Origin of the sequence: Paenibacillus arenilitoris, assembly GCF_014705655.1 — a bacterium.
GTDB lineage: Bacteria > Bacillota > Bacilli > Paenibacillales > Paenibacillaceae > Pristimantibacillus > Pristimantibacillus arenilitoris.
The window spans coordinates 248,291-266,220 of sequence record NZ_JACXIY010000014.1 but is presented as its reverse complement, the minus strand read 5'-3'; the positions used below and the strand labels follow the sequence as shown (position 1 = coordinate 266,220).

General features: G+C 58.2%; 16 protein-coding genes and 1 pseudogene. 13 read left to right on the top strand and 4 right to left on the bottom strand.

The genetic code is table 11. From position 1 onward, the window contains the following. Positions 1 to 120: 120 nt before the first annotated feature. From IDH41_RS12555 to IDH41_RS12545, 3 genes are all read left to right on the top strand, one after another. A complete protein-coding gene (locus IDH41_RS12555) occupies positions 121 to 564 on the top strand; it encodes an Rrf2 family transcriptional regulator (protein WP_190861467.1) in 444 nt (147 codons plus the stop codon). Between the two features lie 192 nt (positions 565 to 756). Further along, on the top strand, positions 757 to 1,773 hold the full coding sequence (locus IDH41_RS12550; protein ID WP_317890736.1) for an LLM class flavin-dependent oxidoreductase: 1,017 nt from the start codon (positions 757 to 759) through the stop codon (positions 1,771 to 1,773). 33 nt (positions 1,774 to 1,806) lie between these two features. Continuing rightward, a complete protein-coding gene (locus tag IDH41_RS12545) occupies positions 1,807 to 3,027 on the top strand; it encodes an MFS transporter (protein ID WP_190861465.1) in 1,221 nt (406 codons plus the stop codon). 334 nt (positions 3,028 to 3,361) lie between these two features. Here IDH41_RS12545 and IDH41_RS12540 read toward each other — a convergent pair whose 3' ends face one another. Further along, entirely contained in the window at positions 3,362 to 3,997 is a 636-nt protein-coding gene (locus IDH41_RS12540) for a M15 family metallopeptidase (protein ID WP_190861464.1), read from the bottom strand. A gap of 196 nt (positions 3,998 to 4,193) precedes the next feature. On the opposite strand from IDH41_RS12540, the gene IDH41_RS12535 reads away from it, so the two are divergent. The 3 genes from IDH41_RS12535 to IDH41_RS12525 all read left to right on the top strand — a co-directional run bounded on the left by IDH41_RS12535 (position 4,194) and on the right by IDH41_RS12525 (position 6,820). Continuing rightward, on the top strand, positions 4,194 to 4,637 hold the full coding sequence (locus IDH41_RS12535) for a MarR family winged helix-turn-helix transcriptional regulator (protein ID WP_317890735.1): 444 nt from the start codon (positions 4,194 to 4,196) through the stop codon (positions 4,635 to 4,637). Between the two features lie 198 nt (positions 4,638 to 4,835). Continuing rightward, positions 4,836 to 5,321, top strand: a complete 486-nt coding sequence (locus IDH41_RS12530; protein ID WP_190861462.1) for a hypothetical protein — start codon at positions 4,836 to 4,838, stop codon at positions 5,319 to 5,321. A 257-nt stretch (positions 5,322 to 5,578) separates the two neighbouring features. Beyond that, positions 5,579 to 6,820 (top strand): TraB/GumN family protein, encoded by a 1,242-nt coding sequence (locus tag IDH41_RS12525; RefSeq protein WP_190861461.1) that lies wholly within the window; start codon positions 5,579 to 5,581, stop codon positions 6,818 to 6,820. A gap of 114 nt (positions 6,821 to 6,934) precedes the next feature. Here IDH41_RS12525 and IDH41_RS12520 read toward each other — a convergent pair whose 3' ends face one another. Next, the gene (locus IDH41_RS12520; protein ID WP_190861460.1) at positions 6,935 to 7,843 is read right to left on the bottom strand and encodes a DUF6999 family protein; all 909 of its coding nucleotides are present in this window, start codon (positions 7,841 to 7,843) and stop codon (positions 6,935 to 6,937) included. Then, positions 7,840 to 9,702 carry a 3-oxoacyl-[acyl-carrier-protein] synthase III C-terminal domain-containing protein gene (locus tag IDH41_RS12515; protein WP_190861459.1) on the bottom strand — a complete coding sequence of 621 codons (1,863 nt, stop codon included), beginning with the start codon at positions 9,700 to 9,702 and terminating at the stop codon, positions 7,840 to 7,842. Before IDH41_RS12515 ends, IDH41_RS12520 begins: the two co-directional genes overlap by 4 nt. Positions 9,703 to 9,912: 210 nt before the next feature. Here IDH41_RS12515 and abc-f point away from each other — a divergent pair, with 210 nt between their 5' ends. Then, on the top strand, positions 9,913 to 11,994 hold the full coding sequence (gene abc-f, locus IDH41_RS12510; protein ID WP_449867050.1) for a ribosomal protection-like ABC-F family protein: 2,082 nt from the start codon (positions 9,913 to 9,915) through the stop codon (positions 11,992 to 11,994). Between the two features lie 16 nt (positions 11,995 to 12,010). Here abc-f and IDH41_RS12505 read toward each other — a convergent pair whose 3' ends face one another. Next, the gene (locus IDH41_RS12505) at positions 12,011 to 12,334 is read right to left on the bottom strand and encodes a thioredoxin family protein (protein ID WP_190861457.1); all 324 of its coding nucleotides are present in this window, start codon (positions 12,332 to 12,334) and stop codon (positions 12,011 to 12,013) included. A 354-nt stretch (positions 12,335 to 12,688) separates the two neighbouring features. Here IDH41_RS12505 and IDH41_RS12500 point away from each other — a divergent pair, with 354 nt between their 5' ends. From IDH41_RS12500 to IDH41_RS31340, 6 genes and pseudogenes are all read left to right on the top strand, one after another. Next, entirely contained in the window at positions 12,689 to 13,282 is a 594-nt protein-coding gene (locus IDH41_RS12500) for a TerD family protein (RefSeq protein ID WP_190861456.1), read from the top strand. A 29-nt stretch (positions 13,283 to 13,311) separates the two neighbouring features. Continuing rightward, on the top strand, positions 13,312 to 13,893 hold the full coding sequence (locus IDH41_RS12495; RefSeq protein ID WP_190861455.1) for a TerD family protein: 582 nt from the start codon (positions 13,312 to 13,314) through the stop codon (positions 13,891 to 13,893). An 81-nt stretch (positions 13,894 to 13,974) separates the two neighbouring features. Continuing rightward, a complete protein-coding gene (locus IDH41_RS12490; RefSeq protein WP_190861453.1) occupies positions 13,975 to 14,553 on the top strand; it encodes a TerD family protein in 579 nt (192 codons plus the stop codon). A 36-nt stretch (positions 14,554 to 14,589) separates the two neighbouring features. Beyond that, the gene (locus IDH41_RS12485; RefSeq protein WP_190861452.1) at positions 14,590 to 15,168 is read left to right on the top strand and encodes a TerD family protein; all 579 of its coding nucleotides are present in this window, start codon (positions 14,590 to 14,592) and stop codon (positions 15,166 to 15,168) included. 306 nt (positions 15,169 to 15,474) lie between these two features. Beyond that, on the top strand, positions 15,475 to 16,680 hold the full coding sequence (locus IDH41_RS12480) for an HpcH/HpaI aldolase/citrate lyase family protein (RefSeq protein WP_190861450.1): 1,206 nt from the start codon (positions 15,475 to 15,477) through the stop codon (positions 16,678 to 16,680). Continuing rightward, positions 16,622 to 17,923: pseudogene (locus IDH41_RS31340) on the top strand (phosphoribosyltransferase family protein); the annotation flags it as partial. The gene IDH41_RS12480 and the pseudogene IDH41_RS31340, both read left to right, overlap by 59 nt. Positions 17,924 to 17,930: the final 7 nt, after the last annotated feature.

Here is a 17,930-nt window from a genome sequence, read left to right as displayed (position 1 = left end):
GCGCTGGGGGAGGAGAAGGGCTGTGTTGCGCCGCTTCTCCTTCCCTCGCAAAATTCGGATTTGACTTTCTTAACTGTATGAAATAGTATTACAGTATCCTTCACGAGAGGGAGTGTAAAGATGAACAGTGAGTTTACGGTGGCGGTGCACAGCTTGGTGCTGCTCGCCTATTTGCCCGATCATATGGCTAGCAGCGAGACGATCGCGCGCAACGTAACGACCAACCCGACCCGAATCCGCAAAATTATGAGCACGCTGCGCAAGAGCGGCTACGTGAGAACGAAGGAAGGAATCGGCGGCGGCTACATTTTGAGCTGCGACCCCAAGGAAGTTACGCTGGCCGAAATTTATCGCGTGTTGTCCGGCGGCGCCTTGAAGCCGCATTGGTGCTCCGGCAATCCGGAAGAGGAGTGTTTGGTCTCCGCGAACATACAGGTTGTCATGGACCACTTCTTCTACGAGGCCGAGCTTCACTACGAAGCTTACTTGGAGCAGAATACGCTGCAAACGGTGTTGGATAAGATCCGGCAGTGCCAGCAGAAGTTAAAGACGAAGCAGGCGTAAGGCGGGTCGGCTGCCGGGATAGTATGGCGTCGAACCGGCCTAAACCGTCACGCGGCTTGGACCGTGTATGGCGCTGTTTCCGCACTCAAAGTGTATCCGCTATTCATACAGTTAGAGAGAAGCCAAAGCCGAAGCGCGCTGAAGGACGAACCCGGCAGCGGCTATCTCGATTATGCAGAAGAGGTGAACAAAGTGTCAGACCGTCAACAAATAAACGAAACGTTCCGCATTCCGCTATCCGTCCTCGATGTATCCCCGATCGTCGAAGGCGGCTCGGTCGCCGAGTCGCTCGGCAATACGCTTGATCTTGCGCGCCACGCCGAGAAGTGGGGCTACAACCGTTACTGGCTGGCCGAACACCATAATGCGCCGAGCATTGCCAGCTCCGCTACGTCGATCGTCATCGGCCATGTCGCGGCCGGGACCTCGACGATCCGAGTCGGCTCGGGGGGCATCATGCTGCCGAACCATGCGCCGCTCGTCATTGCCGAGCAATTCGGGACGCTGGAGTCGCTCTTCCCAGGCCGGATCGATCTCGGACTCGGGCGGGCGCCCGGCACGGACGGCCTCACGGCCGCCGCTTTGCGAGGCAGCCGCAGAAGCAACGGGCATGATTTTCCCGAGCAGCTGGCGGAACTGCGGGCGTTCCTCGACCCGTCGAGGGCGGAAGTCGGCATGCCGGTGCGCGCGATTCCAGGCGAAGGGCTGAACATCCCGATCTGGCTGCTCGGCTCGAGCGATTTCAGCGCGATGCTGGCTGCGGAGCTTGGCCTGCCGTTCGCGTTCGCCGGACATTTCTCCCCGAACTTCACCATACCGGCGATGAATTTGTACCGCAGCAACTTCAAGCCATCCGAGGTGCTGGATAAGCCGTACGGCATGGTAGCGGTCAACATCGTCGCGGCGGATACGGACGAGGAGGCGGGGTACCTGGCGACGTCGATGCAGCAGCTGTTCCTCTCGTTCATCCGCAATACGAGAGGTCCGCTGCCGGCACCTGTCCGCAATATGGATCAATTGTGGAGCGAGCAGGAGAAGGCGGCGCTGCAGCAGCAGCTCGGCTCTTCGATTGTCGGCGGCCCGGAGACGGTCCGCGGGAAGCTGAAGCGGTACATGGAAGCGACGCAAGCGGACGAGATTATGGTGGCCGCCCATATTTTCGATCACCAAGCCCGTCTGCGCTCTTATGAAATCGTAGCAGGACTATAAAAAAAGACTTATCGGACAGGATGGAGATTGGAAATGCAGGCAACATCCAAGGGGAACAAGCAAATGCTGTTCCTGATGATTAACATGTTTATCGCGATGCTGGGCATCGGACTCATTATTCCCGTGCTGCCGGAATTTTTGAAGGAATTCGGCGCCGGCGGCAAGACGGCCGGCTATCTCATCGCGGCCTTCGGCGTCACGCAGTTTATTTTCTCGCCGATCGCCGGCGAGCTGTCCGACAAATACGGGCGGAAGATTATGATCGTAGCCGGCCTACTGCTGTTTACGGTCTCGAATCTCGTCTTCGCCGTCGCCGAGCAGATCCCGCTGCTCTACTTGTCCCGGTTAATCGGGGGAGTCGGGGCGGCGGCGATGATTCCGGCCATGCTCGCTTACGTAGCGGACATTACGTCGGAAGAAAGCCGCGGCAAGGGACTCGGCCTGCTCGGCGCCTCCATGTCGCTCGGCTTCGTCATCGGCCCGGGCATCGGCGGCTTTCTGGCCGAATTCGGCTTCCGCACGCCGTTCTACGTATCGGCCGCGGTAGGGGCGCTTGCGACGATCGGCTCGCTGCTGTTCGTGCCGGAGTCGCTGTCGCGCGAGGCGAGAGCGGCGGCGCGCGCGGCGATCGTGAAGCGGGACAATATTTTCAAACAGTTCGCCAAATCGTTCAAGGCATCCTACTTTATATTGCTTGTCCTCATCTTCTCCCTGACGTTCGGACTGGCGAATTTCGAAGCGATCTTCCCGCTCTTCGTCGACGCGAAGTTCGGTTACACCGCGCTCGAAATATCGATCATTATTACGGTCGGTGCGCTTGCGGGGACGGTCATACAAGCTTTGTTCATCGGCAAGCTCATTAACCGGTTCGGCGAGAAGAGGCTGATCAACTGGACGTTCCTGCTGTCGGCCGCGGCGCTGCTGCTCATGCTGTTGTCCGGCAACTTCGTCTACGTGCTCATCCTGACGGCATTCTTCTTCACCTTCACCTCGGTCATGCGCCCGGCCATTAACACGCTCCTATCGAAGTCGGCGGGCGACGAGCAGGGGTTCGTCGCCGGCATGAACAATGCCTACATGAGTCTCGGCAACATATTCGGCCCTGCCGTCGCGGGCACGATCTACGACGTGCACATCAATGCGCCTTATATGCTCGGCGCCGTTGTGCTGGTCATTAGCCTGTACTTGTCGATGAGACGCGGCGGGAAGGCGAAGCCGGCGGCGGCGGGGGATAGAGCGCTCGTTGAACATTAACCGGTTTTAGGAATTCCAGGAATTCCTCTTCCAAATGGATGCAACCCTCGGAAACTCGAACTACGGTCGTGTTTGCAGGTAGTTGAGCAGTCTATCCGCAATAGGCTGCTCTTCTGGCAGGGGTTAATTTCAAAAACGGAAACTAAAACCGAAAGGAAGAGGAGAAACCGGGATTTTAGTTTCAAATTTTGAAACAAACTGGCTTATCTCGAAAGGATAAGCGCGAAAAAATATCGTTTAAATTCAAATATTGAAACTAAATCGGGAGCGAAAAGGTAACGGATCGATTTAGTTTCATTTTTTGAAATAATAGCGCCATTGGCGTAACCCTCGCCTACTCGGCCTCGACCGGCGGCCGCATGCCCCTCTTCAGCTGGCGGATCGTGTAGCCGAAGTCCATCTGCAGATGCGGATAATCCGGGAAGTTCGCCCAGTCTCCGCCCCAAGTGAAGCCGAGCCGCTTCGCAACGTCCACGACCTCCATCCAATCGGCCTCGCCGTTCTTGTTCCCGTCGTATTGCATGTCCCACACGACCTCGCCCGCCTTCGTGCGCAGGGCAAAATCGATGGCAAGCCCGTAATTATGATACGAATTCCCGCCCTGCACTTGCGTGACGACGTCGCCTTCGGCGGTGCGGCCTTGCGCGTATAGCGCATCCTGCTCCTCGACCGAGCGGAAGCCGTCGGTGATCAGAATCGTAATGCCAAGCTTGGCCGTCTCCGCGATGAGCTCGCTTTGCTTGGCGGCCACGATCGGATGAAGCTCCGATACGGGATGGACGGGGACGATCTCCTCTTCCGGCACGGAGCGCTCGAAGGGCCAAACCGACTTCCATATCAGATACGCGGTGAGCGCTAAAATGATCAGAAGCAGCGCCCGATTGCGGTTCCGCCTGCTTCGCGTCGCCGTCGTCAGCTGCGTTTGTCCCGCCGGAGGCAGGGGCTGCGAATAATGATTCCTTTGGAGCATGTCATTTCTCCTTCATCCGTTGTAAAACAAAAAGTGCGTGCGGTAGCGTGCGCAGATCCGTTCAGTATCCGCTTATCTTATCATACGGCGGCGGCCGTTGCGCTAGTCCGAGGTAGGGGATTAAAAACGGACCGAGTTGACTTTATATCAGTTTATAACTAAACTGATGACAAATATACATGATTGGAGTGGTTACGTGACCGAGCATCGTTTCGATTCCGGCTTATCGAAGCGCGACGAGCGGCTGGGGCTCCTGATCTGGTTTCGACTGTCCCGTGCGTACGGCCGGAGCCTGAAGGAGTCCCATCGTCATTTGAAGCAGTGGGGCTTGACCGCGGCGCAATTCGATGTGCTGGCTCAGGTCGGCGCCCATGACCGGCTGACGCAGCAGCAGCTGGCGGAGAAGCTTTTTGTCACCAAAGGCAATATAACGCAGCTGCTCGGCAAGCTGGAGGAGCTCGGCCTCGTGAAGCGGGAACAGACCTGGAAGCATAAATACGTTTCGTTAACGGAAAGAGGCAAGGAGTTGTACGCCGACGTCGTTCCGGTGCAGGAGCAATTCCAGGCATCCCGATTCGGCGCCTTAAGCCGGGAGGAGAAGAAGCGGCTGCTCGAGCTGCTCAAAAAAATTCAGGAATAGACGCCAACGCTGCTTTGTAATGTGTGCCGAGCCGTAGTTGAGGCGCGCAAAGCCTGCTTTAAGGAGCAATCATCCTTTAGGCTTTTTTTGCCATAGCGAAAAATAAGACAAACCACCTCCGAATCTACCAAAACATCCACACCGACTCTATGAATTTCCATATGATATAGCAACTCGGAAAGAAAGGAGTAGATCGGTATGTCAGGCAGAGGAGATTGCAATAGCGGCGGTCACAAGTGGTTCCACGGATCCAAGCATAAAAGCAACGGCTGGAAGGATTGGGAATGGGAAAGCAAGGGCTGGAAGGATTGGGGCTTCAAAAGCGGCGATAGCGGCGGCGGCAAGGAAGACGGCGGCAAGAAAAACGAATATGGCCATGGCATTCTAAGCAAAATCGGAGTCGGCACGCCTAATGTTCGCATCCAATTTAACGGCGTATCCAAAACCGGCGTCTATTTGGGCATTGTCGGCGGAAGCGCCGCGCTTAGCGTGGACGGCGTCGTCAGCTATATCAGCTTGTCGGCGATTACGGCCGTTTCCGTTGGCATGAAAGTGGAGAAGAAGCCGAGCCGCAAACGGAAAAAGGTTTGTTTTCCCGTCAAAAGTTACTGCATCAAATGCAAGCACGTCAAGAGCAAGCACGTCAAGAGAAAGCGCGCCAAAAAAATGTACAAGTATTATTAGGCCAATGCGCGGCTTAGCCGGTCGAAGGACAGGCGCTACCGCATCGCGCATGAAACTGGAAGGCCGGCGCCTCTATGGGAGGAGCCGGTTCTTTCTGTTGCGGATCAGCGCAAACCGGATTCGTATTTTCCGATCTGGAAATTGCGTGGAAGAAATCGTTAAAATGTGGATACCAAAAGGAGAGACGAGGTGATGCGGGAGCCGAAATCGTTAGGTGAACGATAATTGCTTTAATGCGGAAGGAGATCGGAAATTAAATGAAAAAGATGGCATTATGGCTTGCAGCATTGGCTCTATTATTTTCATTTGCGACGGGGGTTCAAGCGGAGGCGAAGCCCGTAACGGTATGGATCGGCGACGAGAGGCTCGAGCTGGAAGAAGGGCTGCAGCCGTTGATCGAGCAAGGCACGACGCTCGTGCCGGCGGAGCCGCTGCTCGAAGAGCTGGCGTTCGCTTATAGCTGGGACGAGCAGACGCAGGCCGCGACGGGTACGAAGGAAGGCTTGACGGTAACGCTCAGGATGGACGATCCGGTTGCGCACGTCAACGAGGAAGAGCGGCAGCTCGTCGTCGTTCCCCGTCTCGTCAAGGGCACCGCTTACGTACCGCTGCGCTTCGTCGGCGAAGCGGCGGGCTACGAGGTGTCTTGGAACGGCGAGAACCGTGCGGTTACGCTGGAAGAGGACGAGCCGTCGGTCGGCTTCCTCTGGAAGGCGGAGAATTCCGGCAATACGGTCTACCTGCTTGGCTCGATCCATGTCGCCAGCGAGGCTATGTATCCGCTTCGCCCGGAAATAATGGAGGCGTACGAAGCTTCCGACATCCTTGTCGTCGAGGCGGACATTAGGCAAGCCAACGTCGAGGCGAATCGGCAGCTTGTCGTCGATTTGAGCGCGTATAAGGACGGCACGACGCTGAAGGACCATATCGCCGAGGATACATACAAGAAGCTGGTGCAGCTGCTCAAGGAGAACGGCATGGAGGAGACGGCGATGGACGCCTTCAAGCCGTGGAGCGTTTCTTCGACGATCGATTACTTGACGACGCTTAAATCGGGCTACGACGCGGGGATCGGCATCGATGCTTATTTCCTTGAGCAGGCAACGGAAAGCGGGCAGGCGGTCGTCGAGCTGGAATCGATCGAGGCTCAGCTGCGCATGTTCGATGAATTCTCTCCGGAGCTGCAGGAGCAGATGCTTACGGCTTCCATCGAAGGCTATTATGCCGAGGAATCCTCGCTCGAACAGCTGACGGAAACTTGGGCAACCGGGGACGAGGCTCAGCTGCTTGCCCTGACGAACGAGGCGGCGATGGGCGAGGAGCTTTATAAAGCGATGCTCGAGGACCGCAACAAGCCGATGGTCGAGAAAATTGCCGGATTTCTGAACGGCGAGGAGAAGAACGTCCGCTTTGTCGTAGTCGGGGCCGCTCATATGCTAGGGGAACACGGCATCGTGCCGCAGCTCGAGCAAGCCGGCTTCACGGTGACGCGGCAGTAGCCGAACGAACGGCGAAATCGTATATTGCAAACAAAAGAAGGTATGCTCTCTCGGACAGGAGGAGCCTACCTTCTTTTTGCATAAGGTCATCGCGTTCATCGCCGCCATGCAGGGCTACCTTTCCGGCGAAGCTGCGACCGCTTGGTCCTGCGCTTCCTGCTTCTGCTTCAGCTCGACGAGCAGGGCGTGGAGCTGCTCGGTCGCGAGGCCGTGGAGCACGAGCCTGAAGCCCGCGCGGAGCGTCGTGAGCGGCACCATCGGATGCTTGTTGTTTATAAGCGCGAGGCGGTCGTTGCTGCCGATGATCTTCGACGCGAGAATACCGATCGTCTCGTCGAGCTGCAGCGAATTGGTCGCCCGCCAGAAGTCGTTGTCCGTCAGGAACAGCTGATAGACGGGGGTGAAGCATTCGATCGCCGTCGTCAAATCCATGAAGTTCGTCCACCGCTTCGGCATCGGTTCAATCGGAATCGGGCCTGAAGTGACGGCCGCGAGGTTCAGCCGCTCTTGCTTCGTCACCTCGATTCCTTTGCTCTGCAGCTCGCGATTCAAATTAATGATGAAGTTGTACAGGTTCAAATCGTGGATGAGGAACAAATCGTCCTTCACCGGCGCAAGGCTCGTCGGCTTCAGCGGATTCATCTCGATCTGCACGCCCGGCACGTTGTCGCGGATGAAGGCGAGCACCTCCGAGCCGAGATAGAAATGCCGCAGGATCATATAATTCGCGCTTGGGCTGACGAACGTCTTCATGCCCAGATAGAGTACGCGGTGCAGCAGCTTGGAAGAAGTGAAAGCCCTCGGCACGACGATTTTATACAGCTGCAGCAGCGCGATCATGAGCCGCGCGACCGGCCTCAGCACGGGAAGCAGGAACTGCCGCGACCTGCTGGAGCAATCTTTCAAATAGGCGGCTTTCGCGTCCTCGTTGAACGGAATGCTCCGATCCATGAACACGGCGAGGAACGGGTTCGGATCGTTTTTGTCATGCGGCATGTTTTTGAAGAAATCGGCTTCGCTCATACGTTTCCCAGCTCCTCCAGCTGCAGCAGGTACAGCCTGGCGGTCGTCTTGGCCGTCTTGGCGACGCGGGCCGCGATGTCCGCCGTCAGCAGCGGATGCCGCACGACCGCCTCCAGCCGTTCAAAATGCTTCTCGTCCGACTCGCTGTGGTACAGCAGGAACGACACCTGCTCGTCGCTTAGGGCAAGCTGGTCGCGGATCATCTCGCCCCAGTATCTCGCCATCCGGCAGCCAAGCCCTTCGATGATCCACATCGCGCCGATCAGATCGAACGGGTTGTCGCGGCTCGCCCGCTGGAACAGGTAGGCGGACAACGCCTCGCTTCCGATGTTTTTGCCGCCGGACCTGATGTCCGCGAGCGCGCCTCCGACGGCGACGTAGTTGCGCTCCAAAATTTGAAAGTCGCGATGCTCGTCGCGGGCATGGGCGATGAACGCCGAACGGAGATCGATATGCTCGATCGCGATATGCGACGCGGCGCGCGCGATCCACTGCGAGCCGTCGATCACCTGCTGTCGGATGTTCATCATCAGCAGCTTATAGTCGTCCAAGGTGAACCGGCCGCGGTACAGCTTGTCAATGACGGGCACCCGGGCCAGCTTCTGCTCGAAATCGATCCATACCGAGACGAGCTGCCTGACCAGCTGCGCCTGCACGTCGTCGCCCGCGTCGTAGGCCAGGCGAGGCGCCTCGGGCTGCCGCTCTTCGAATGCGGAGGCGGCGCCCTCCACGCCGCCGACAACGGTAAGCAGCATGTAGGCGGTTTGGAACCGGCCGCTCTCGGGCACCATGCACAGCACCTGCTCGCCCGGCTTCAGCCGTCCTTCGTTCAGCAGCTCTTCAAGCATGATATAGATCGAAGCCGCGCCGGTATTGCCCTTCGTATACAGGTTCGTGAACCACTTCTCCTCCGGAATCGACAGGCCGCCAAGCCGCAGCAGCCGGAAAATTTCCTCGCGGAAAAAATGCGACGAATAGTGGCATGCCATCCAATCGATCCGCGACGGATCGACCTTCCCTTCCTCGACCAGCTCGAAAAAGCGCTTCACGCCGACCTTCGGCATTTCGTTCACGAGCCGAATGTCCTGCTTCAAATTGACCGCTCCGTCATCCGCCGCTTCCTGAACGGACGCGTAATCGAGCCAGCTGCCGCACTCCCCGTTCTCCTTGTTCGCGCCGGCATACATGCAGACGTCGTAGTGGTTGGCGTACGACTTGATATCGATCCACTCGATACGAAGCGACAGGCCTCCTGCGGCCGGCTTATGCTGCAGGACGGCCGCGCCGGCGCCGTCGGACAGCATGAACCGCAGGAAGTCGGTATCGAACGAGACCGAACGGCCGGCAAGCGCTGCCTGCGCCTCGAAGCGGGTATGCTTGAACGCGCGGCTCGGAAATTCGCTGGCGCAGGAGACGGCCGTCCGCTGCTCGCCGGAGCGGATATGCAGGTAGGCGTTCATGAGCGCCTGCATGCCGCTGGCGCATACGCCGTGATGCGTCGCGACCTCCATGACCGGCAGCCCCGTCTCCGCGTGCACCATGCTGGCGAAGCCGGGCACGAGCAGGTCGCCCTGCGTCGTGCCGGCAGCCAGGAAGCCGATGCTTTCGGCCAGATCCTCCTCGCTCCGATCCAGCGCGTCGCGAATGGCGAGCGCAGCCATTTCCGCATTGGAATGCAAGCTTCTTTGTTCCTTGTCTATGGCATAATGGCGGTAACGGATACGGTTCTGATCGAGCACCCGCCGCATCGACTTCGAGCCTTTGCCGTCGATCCGGCCGATATAGTCCTCGATTTCCTCATTGCCGACGGGCGGCCCGGGAAGAAACTTTCCGATGCTCGTAATATAAACCGCGTTCATGAGCGCACCTCCGATGAATGTTGTTACGAATAATGATCGGGGTTGACGCTTCCGGCGCCAAGTACTAACTTTTTTTGGTACCGCCCGAAACGATTTCTTCTTGAAAATGATTTCGCCTCTCTCGTATAATAGACGCATATCCATTCTGATGACTGACGGAGGGCCCCTTAACGATGAAGTAAGCACGCGTTTCCTGCTATCGACTTGTCTATGCGCAAGCGGCGTTCTCGCAAATGTTGGAGAACCGGTCGGGGATACGTGCGTCTATTTGGGGGCTTCAGGAATCAGCATTCGGCTGCGAGCGCGACGAGATGCTCGCCTGCTCGCGACTTGCGAAGCGGAGCGGGGCATCGCCTCCTTTTCGCGCAGCCGAATTTCCCCATACGCAATCGACCGCGAGCCGCTGGCCGCGGTTTTTATTTTTTGATAACGGAAATGGGGAATGGAAGCATGACGACGCTTATTAAAGTGAGGAACGCGACGAAAGAATGGGACGGCGCGAAGCTGTTCGAAGGCGTAACGTTCGAGGTGAAGGAAGGCGAACGGCTCGCGCTCTTCGGGCGCAACGGCGCAGGCAAATCGACGCTGCTGCGAGGGCTGACCGGAAGGCTGGCTTTCGACGCCGGGGACGTCCGGCGCTTGCTGCCGCTCGCCGACTGGGGCTGGCTCGACCAGCAGGCGCAGACGGGCTCGGACTTGACGCTGGAACAATTCGTGCAGGCCGGCTCCCCGGAACTGTACGCCTTGAAGCGCTCGATTGCCGATTTGACGCAGCGGCTTAAGGAAGAACCGGAAAGCGCCGAGCTGCTTGGCCGGTATAGCGACTTGTACGAGCGATACGCGCAGCTTGACGGCTACGGCTGGGAAGCGCTGGTCGAGCGCTCCTTAAGGGAGCTCGGCTTCGAAGCGGCGCTCTGGGAAGCGCCGTTCGCCGAGCTGAGCGGCGGCCAGAAGACGAAGGCGCAGCTGGCGGCGCTGACGGTTAGGGAGCCGAAGCTCATTCTGCTCGACGAGCCGACGAATCATTTGGACGCGGATGCGCTCGAATGGCTGGAGCATTGGGTGCGAAATTACCCGGGCACGGTCATCTATGTGTCGCATGATCGGACGTTCATGGACCGGACCGCGAAGGCGGTTCTGGAGCTGGAAGCGGACGGCTGCAGGCGATATCCGGGCGGATATTCCGCGTACAAAGCCCAGAAGGAAATCGAGCTGCGCACGCAGGAGGCGCTGTACAAGAAGCAGGAGCAGGAGCGCGAGAAGCTGCTCGAGAGTATACGAATGTACGCGGAGTGGTTCCAGCAGGCGCACAAGGCGGCGGGACAGAACGATTTTCTCCGTTCGAAATCGAAGAAGAACGTCTCGCGCCTGCATGCGAAGGAATCCGCGCTGGCGCGGCTGGACGGCAGCAAGGTGCAGAAGCCCCGCGAAGAAGCGCAGCTGCGCATGGAGCTGGAGACGGAAGGCTTCGCGGCGTCGACGCTGCTCCGGATGGAGAACGTCGGCTTCGCGTACGACGGACGGAAGCCGTTGTTCGAACGCTTCGGCCTTACGATCGACCGAGGCGATAGGATTGCGGTGCTCGGGCCGAACGGGGCGGGCAAGTCGACGCTGCTGAAGCTGGCGACAGGCATCTTGAATCCGCGGGAAGGCGCCGTGAGCATCCATCCTCAGACGCGCATCGGTTACTTCGAGCAGGAGCTCGGCAAGCTGGACGACGATACGACCATACTGGACAGCCTTCTCGTCCTGCCGGGGATGACGCAGTCGCATGCGCGGACGATTCTGGGCTGCTTCCTGTTCACGAGGGAGGACGCGTTCAAGCGGATCGGCGATTTGAGCATGGGAGAGAAGAGCAGGGTAGCTTTTCTGAAGCTGTTTTTCGGCAAAGCCAATCTGCTTGTCCTAGACGAACCGACGAACTACTTGGATATCGGCACGCGGGAGAAGGTGGAGGAGGCGCTTCGGCATTATCCGGGCGCGGTGCTGCTTGTGACGCATGACCGGTATTTGATCAGGCAGACGGCGAACCGGCTCGTCGTGATGGACGGCAAGGGCGGGCTCGTCCAATATCCCGGCACTTACGACGAATATATGTCGCGCGACCGCAGCCGGACGCTTACGGCCGAAGAGCAGCTTGGCTTGAACGAGAGGGAGAGGCTTGGCCTGCGCCTGGCGCAATTGATGGGCAGCGCGCAGCCGGACGATCCGGAGGAGCAGCGGATGCTTATGGAGGAAATTCGCGGGCTGCGGGCGCGCCTAAGCGCGGCCGGGGAGAATGGCCGGGCCTGACGGTCCGCGCCATGCCTCAGCCGGGGTTCTTCCGCTTCAGCAAGAGGTACAGGGAATCGACCGATTTCATCGCGTATTCCTTCCGGACCGGCTCGCCGCCCTGCAGGAGCACCAGGCATGGAACGCTCGCGATCCGCCAAACGTCGCGGAGATGCGGCGCGTAGTTGATATTCAGCTTGGCGACGGGCGTGTCGGCGCCTGCGGCGACGGCGATTTCGAGCATGCGCTCGCCGAGCTTGCACGTGCCGCATAGAGGGGTATAGAAGTAGACGGCGGCCGGGCCGTTGTCCGGATGCGCGAGACGTTCGGCCGCGGCTTCATCGATGTCGCGGATCGCCATCAGCTTTTGGAGAGCAGGATGGAGAGGAGAAACAGCCCGTTAATGAGGAGCAGGACGCCGAAGATGAGGACGGTTTTGTTTCTTTTGAGAAATGTCATGGGACCACCCCGAACGAATGGATTTGTTTGTTCTCATTATCTCGTGGTTTCATTGAATTTGCCACCTTTTTTTCATGGTCGGCCCGATAGGATGCAACCTGCTTGATTTGTAGAAATTTGTAATCCGACGCAGGCTTGTTATAGAATTATAGATAGATTAAAATCCGATCAGGCGAACTTTTTGGAACGCATGTCGTCCGATAGGCGTATAGCTTGTTAACGAATTGGAACCTCACGGAAAGGGGGTGCAAATACAATGGCTATTTCTCTCGTTAAAGGTCAGAAGGTAGATTTGACCAAAGGAAACGCGGGCCTTACGAAAGTGATCGTCGGACTCGGCTGGGACCCGGCGGAGGTGAAAAGCGGCTTCTTCGGCATGAAGAAGGCGGCCAACGTCGACTGCGACGCTTCGGCGCTGCTGCTCGACGAGAAAGGCAAGCTGAGCGGCGAAAGAAATCTCGTATGCTTCTATAATAAGCAGAGCGGCTGCAACTCCGTCATTCATTCCGGCGACAACCTTACGGGCGACGGCGAAGGCGACGACGAGCAAATCATCGTGCAGCTGGACCGCGTGCCGGCGAACGTTCACAAAATCCTGTGCGTCGTCAACATTTACGAAAGCGAATCGAGACGCCAGGATTTCGGCATGATTCGATCGGCATTCATCCGCATCGTCAACCCGGTTAACAACCAGGAGCTTATCCGCTTTAACTTGACGGACAACTACTCCGGCAAGACGGCATTGATCGTCGGAGAGCTCTACCGCCATAGCGGCGAATGGAAATTCAGCGCGATCGGCGAAGGCGCGCATGCGGCGCATGTCGACATTCTTGCTCGTCAATACCAATAATTTGATAGAGAAAAGAGGGCATCCACACAATGGCGATCAGCTTATCCAAAGGTCAGAAAATCGATCTTACGAAAACAAATCCCGGGCTGACGAAAATTTTGGTCGGTCTCGGCTGGGATACGAATAAGTACGACGGCGGCAAGGACTTCGACCTCGATGCTTCCGTATTCTGCTTGAACGCGCAAGGCAAAGCGAATTCCGAATCCGACTTTATTTTCTACAACAATCCGAAGAACTCGAACGGCTCCGTCGCGCACGCGGGCGACAACCGCACGGGCGCGGGCGACGGCGACGACGAGAAGATCGCGGTCGATCTGGCGGCGGTTCCCGCCGAAACGGACAAAATCGCGTTCTGCATCACGATCTATGAAGGCCACGAGCGCAGCCAAAACTTCGGACAAGTGTCCAACGCCTTCGTTCGCATCGTCGACGAGCAAAGCGGCACGGAGCTGATCCGTTACGATCTCGGAGAAGACTTCTCCATCGAGACGGCGGTTATCGTCGGCGAGCTCTACCGCCACTCCGGCGAGTGGAAATTCAGCGCGGTCGGAAGCGGCTTCCAGGACGGCCTTGCCGGCCTTGCCCGCAACTACGGCCTGGCTACCAACTAACAGCCCCTTACTTAACGCGAAGGGTCGCCTCGTGCGGCCCTTTTTTTAAAATGATCCTACATCCTTCGAGGAGGCATTCTCATGGCGGTTAATTTATCCAAAGGTCAGAAGGTCGATCTGACCAAGTCCAATCCGGGCATGACAAAAATCAAAGTGGGCCTTGGCTGGGACGTCAACAAATACGACGGCGGCAGCCAGTTCGACCTGGACGCGACGGCGTTCTGCCTGAACGGGTCCGGCAAGGTGAATGGCGAGAAGGATTTTATTTTCTATAACAACAAATCCAACGCGAACGGCTCGATCGTTTCTTCCGGCGACAATCAAAGCGGCGTCGGCGCGGGCGACGACGAGACGATCAGCATTAATCTGACGGCCGTGCCCGCGGATACGCAGAAGGTCGCTTTCTGCATTACGATCCACGACGCGGCCGCCCGCAGCCAGAACTTCGGCCAGGTCGCGAACGCCTACGTGCGCGTCATTAACGAAGATACGGGCGCCGAGCTTATCCGCTACGACCTGGGCGAGGATTTCTCGGTCGAAACCGCGGTCGTCGTCGGCGAACTGTACCGGCATAGCGGCGAATGGAAGTTCAGCGCGGTCGGCAGCGGCTACCGGGACGGCTTGGCCGGACTGTGCGGCGACTTCGGCATTCAAACCTAGGGCGGCGGTCCATTATCGCGAAGGAGGAGTGCAGGGATGTCCATTAATCTGTCCAAGGGGCAGCGCATCGATCTGACGAAGACGAATCCGGGCCTGACGAAGGCCATCCTCGGCCTCGGCTGGGACACGAACAAGTACGCGGGCGGCGGCGATTACGATATGGACGCGAGCGCGTTCCTGCTGCATCAGGACGGCAAGGCGCGGGACGATAAGGATTTCGTGTTCTACAATTCCCTAATCGCCTACGGCGGAGCGGTCGAGCATACGGGCGACAACCGGACGGGCGAAGGCGCCGGCGACGACGAGCAGATCACAATCGATTTCGCGAAAATCCCGCCGCATATTCATCGGATAGGCATCAGCGTCACGATTCACGACGCGGACGCCAAGCATCAGAACTTCGGGCAAATTTCGAACGCCTTCGTCCGCCTCGTCGACGAAACGACGGGCAGAGAGGTGCTTCGCTACGATCTCGGCGAGGAATTTTCGGTCGAAACGGCGATCGTATTCTGCGAGCTGTACCGGCACGGAACGGAGTGGAAGTTCCAGGCGGTCGGCTCCGGATTTACCGGAGGACTCGCGGCGGTGTGCCGCAATTACGGCCTATCGGTGTAGAAGCGCCGCTGCCGCTCCGATCGGAAGAGCGTCAGCTAATGTTGCTCGGGCGGGCCGGGACCGTCACCTAGCCGAACGAACCGATTCACCCGGCCGCATGGGGCAAAATTAGCGGGTGCTTTTCCCGTCCGCTTCAGCCGGTTGCCGACGCTTCAGGCGAATATAGCCAAGACGAACGACGGCCAAAGCTGCCGACAGTCCCTCATCGAAACGTGAGGGATATTTTTTCACCCTCGACTCGCTGCCGCTCATATCCGCATACGCAAACGCGCAGGACAAGCCCATCTTTTTGAGGAGGAATAACCTTTGAGGTACTTTAACTATCTTACCGTTGATGAAGAACAGTCCTTCTTCCATTCCCTTCCGAGACCTTTCGACAATAAAGCCGATAAAGAAGTGCTTGCCCACGCGGTCGGCGCGGCGCTCTACATGCCCGCCACCAAGGAAAGCATCGCGGACGATCTGGCGGCCGGCAAACACGAGGGGCTCGTGTCGATGGTAATAGACCTCGAGGATGCGGTGGGCGACAATCAAATCGAATATGCCGAGGAACTGCTCAAGCAATCGCTGCTGAAGATCGGCCGGTACCTGTCGATTGGCTTGCTTCAGCAAGGCAACGTCCCGCTGCTGTTCATCCGGGTGCGGTCCGTCGACCAGCTGAAGCGGCTGCTTTCGTTCTTCGGCGAAGAAATCGAGTATGTGACGGGAATCGTGTTCCCCAAATTCAATGTCGAAACCGGCGGCGAATATTTGCGGATTTTGGCGGAATACAACAGGCGGAGCGCAGCGTCCCGCGGGACGCTGTACGGCATGCCGATTCTGGAAAGCTCGGAGGTCATTTACCGGGAGAAACGGATCGAAGCGCTGCTCGGCATTTTCGAGCTGCTGCGGTCCTACAAGGCGTACATCCTGAACGTGCGAATCGGCGCGACCGATTTCTCCAGCCTGTTCGGCCTGCGCAGAAGCCCGGACCATACGATCTACGACATCGGCGTCATCCGGGATTGCATCGCCGATATCGTCAACGTGTTCGGACGGATGGACGACCATTACGTCATCTCGGGTCCGGTATGGGAATATTTCAAGAGCGACCGCGTCTTCAAGCCGCAGCTGAGGCAGACTCCCTTCGAGGAAAGCATGGGCAGGAGCGGCCGGATCTTGCGGATGGATTATATTAACCGGTACGTAGACGGTCTTATTCGCGAGGTGGCGATGGACAAGGAGAACGGCATGATCGGCAAAACGATCATCCACCCGACCCATATCCGGCCGGTGCAGTCGATGTACGTCGTAACCCACGAGGAATATATGGACGCGCTTCACATTATCGAGAACGGCAAGGGCGATCATGGCGTCATGAAGAGCCGTTATTCGAACAAAATGAACGAGTTCAAGCCGCATATGACATGGGCCGGCCGCATTATGATCAGAGCAAACGTATACGGGGTGCTAAATGAAAACCAAAACTTCACCTGCTTACTCGCGCAAGAGAGGGAATCGGCAATCGTTTAATATATTGGGAGATTTAGAGGTTTCGATCGAGGCCAGGGACAACCGCTTCGGCATCCCGCTGAACGATCTGTTTCAAATGGCGGCCAGGATCAACAAGAAGCGCAGCTTCTTATTCGTCAGCAAGGTGCTGGGCAAGCATATTCCCGTCAGGCCGCATGTCTCGCTGCTGGCGGGCGCTTCGCTCGGGCTGCTCTACCGCGAGTTCAAGGGCGGCGCCCTTCCGGTAGGGATGGAGCGGATCGTAGAGGCTTTCGAGCGTCCGGAGATAGCCGGCGAGGTCTATGAGGCGCTTAAGCAAAATAAAATGGCCGTGGACGAAAAGACGCTGTTCATCGGTTTCGCGGAGACGGCGACGGCGCTCGGCCACGCCATGTTCGACCTGTTCGAGGGCGAAGCCTCCTTCCTTCATACGACGAGGGAGAGCATGGCTTCGATGGCCTCCTGCATCGATTTCGAGGAGGAGCATTCCCATGCGACGGCCCACCGCTGCTATGCGGCCGATCCGGCGATCTTCGCGGAGGCGGAGACGATCGTGCTCGTCGACGACGAGCTGACGACCGGCAAAACCGCGCTCAACATTATTCGCGATCTGCACCGGAAATACGGCCGCAAAAATTACGTCGTCGCCAGCCTGCTCGATTGGCGTTCGCATGCGGACGCCGACCGCTTCGGCGAAGCGATGCGGGAGCTGGGCGTCCATATCGATTGCCTGTCGCTCGTGTCGGGCGACATCGAGGTGCACGGCGGCCCGGTGGAGGGCGAGGATCGGGACGACGCCCGGCATGCGCAGACCGTACCGGCGTGCGAACCGGAAATTCGGGAGCTCGATGCGAGCGCCTGCTTCGAGGGTTTTGCTTCCGGGAGCGGCGACGCGTTTTATTTAAAGCATACGGGACGCTTCGGCCTAACTTCGGAGGAGAGCGGCCGGCTCGACCGGGAGATCGGCCGGGCGGCCGCGTTAATCGGCGGGCACCGCGCGGGCGGCAGGACGCTCTGCATGGGGACGGGCGAGTTCATGTACGTTCCGATGCGGATCGCGGCGCTTCTCGGCTCGGACACATGGTACCAATCCAGCACGCGCAGCCCGATTCATCCGTCCGACGACCCGGGCTACGCGGTCCGTTCCAAATACCGCTTCGAGTCGCCCGAGCATTCCGGCGTGACGAATTTCATGTATAACATCCCGCGCGGCCATTATGACGAAATGATTCTGTTCATGGAGCGCGAGATGCCCGAACAGCGGCTCGCCG